The following is a 1,818-nucleotide window of genomic DNA, read 5'->3' on the forward strand; positions in this document are numbered from 1 at the left end:
GCCCGACGGGCGGCCCGGCCCAGGTGTTCCTACAGTCGGAACATGAGTGCCACCGTGGAACGCACCGCGGCCGACCGCGCCACGGGCCCGGCCCCGCGGCCGGCGGACCGCGTCCTCACCCGGGTCCCCGAAGCGTTCGCGGCCTTCCTCGGGGCCCTCGGCCTGCTGTGCGTCCTGCTGGCGCTGATCCCGCCGCTGCGCCGACTGCTGCGCCCGGTCGTCCGCTTCCTGGACCTGCTCATCGTCCCGGTCAGCGCCAACCTGGCCTACGCCGTCTTCCTCTTCCTGCTGGCCGCCGCGACCGCCGCCCGCAAGAAGGTCGCCTGGTGGCTGGTCGTCGTCTACCTCGGGCTGCTCGTCCTCACCGACGTCCTCGGCGTGGCCGTCGGCCTGTACGCGCAGTCGGTCCCGTCCCTGGTGGTCTGCGCGCTCGCACTGACCCTGCTCGTCCTCGCCCGGCGCGAGTTCTACGCCGCCTCCCGCCGGGCGGCGCTGCGGCGCGCGCTCGCCGTGCTGTTCGTGGGGCTCGGCCTCGCGGTCCTCGCCGGCTGGGGGCTGGTGGAGGCGTTCCCCGGCACCCTCCCCGCCGGCCAGCGCCTGGCCTGGGCCGCCAACCGGGTCCTGGGCGGGCTGGTCTCCGCAGGCTCCTTCGACGGCCGCCCGCCCCGCGCCCTGTTCTTCCTGCTCGGCCTCTTCGGCGCCCTCGCCCTGCTCAACGCCGCCGCCGTCCTGTTCCGCTCGCAGCGCATGGAAGCGGCCCTGCACGACGACGAGGAGACCCGCATCCGCGCCCTGCTGAAGGCGTACGGCGAACAGGACTCGCTCGGCTACTTCGCCACCCGCCGCGACAAGGCCGCCGTCTTCTCGCCCAGCGGCAAGGCCGCCGTCACCTACCGGGTCGAGGCCGGCGTCTGCCTGGCCAGCGGCGACCCGGTCGGCGACCGCGAGGCCTGGCCGCACGCCATCGCCGTCTGGCTGGACGCGGCCCGCCGGCACGCCTGGGCCCCCGCTGTCATGGGCGCCTCGGAGGACGGCGCCAAGGCCTTCGCGCGCGCCGGGCTCGGGGCGCTGCAACTCGGCGACGAGGCCATCCTGCACGTCGCCTCCTTCGACCTCGGCGGCCGCGAGATGCGGGTCACCCGGCAGGCCGTCAACCGGGTCCGCCGCACCGGCGCCACCTGCCGCGTGCGCCGCCACTCGACCCTCACCGACCAGGAGATGGAGGACGTGGTGGACCGCGCCGACGCCTGGCGCGACACCGAGACCGAACGCGGCTTCTCGATGGCCCTGGACCGCCTCGGCGACCCCGCCGACGCCGACTGCCTCCTCGTCGAGGCCCTGGACGGCGACGGACGCCTCCTGGCGCTGCTCTCCTTCGTCCCCTGGGGCGACGACGGCGTCTCGCTGGACCTGATGCGCCGTGACCGCTCGGCCCCCAACGGCGTCATGGAGTTCATGGTCGCCGACCTGTGCGCCGCCGCCCCCAAGCTCGGCGTGCGCCGGATCTCGCTGAACTTCGCCGTCTTCCGCTCGGCGTTCGAGGAGGGCGCCCGCATCGGCGCCGGACCGGTCCTTCGGCTGTGGCGTCGGCTGCTGCTGTTCTTCTCCAAGTGGTGGCAGCTGGAGGCGCTCTACCGCTCCAACGCCAAGTACCGGCCCGAGTGGTACCCCCGCTTCCTGTGCTACGGCGACGCCGGCTCCCTGGCCCGGGTGGGCCTGGCCTCCGGCATCGCCGAGGGCTTCGTGTCCGTGCCCTCCCTGCGCAAGCTCTGGGGCAAGCGGCACCAGAAGGGCGGGCCCCGTCCCGCCACGACCGAG

Annotated in this window: 1 protein-coding gene; it reads left to right on the forward strand. The window is 74.9% G+C overall.

What is annotated here, in order from left to right; genetic code table 11:
- Positions 1 to 42 precede the first annotated feature (42 nt).
- The coding region (lysX, locus tag ABT300_RS43675) for a bifunctional lysylphosphatidylglycerol synthetase/lysine--tRNA ligase LysX (protein WP_351688641.1) at positions 43 to 1,818 on the forward strand (1,776 nt) is incomplete at its 3' end.

This window comes from Streptomyces sp. NPDC001027 (assembly GCF_040299045.1).
Taxonomy (GTDB): domain Bacteria; phylum Actinomycetota; class Actinomycetes; order Streptomycetales; family Streptomycetaceae; genus Streptomyces.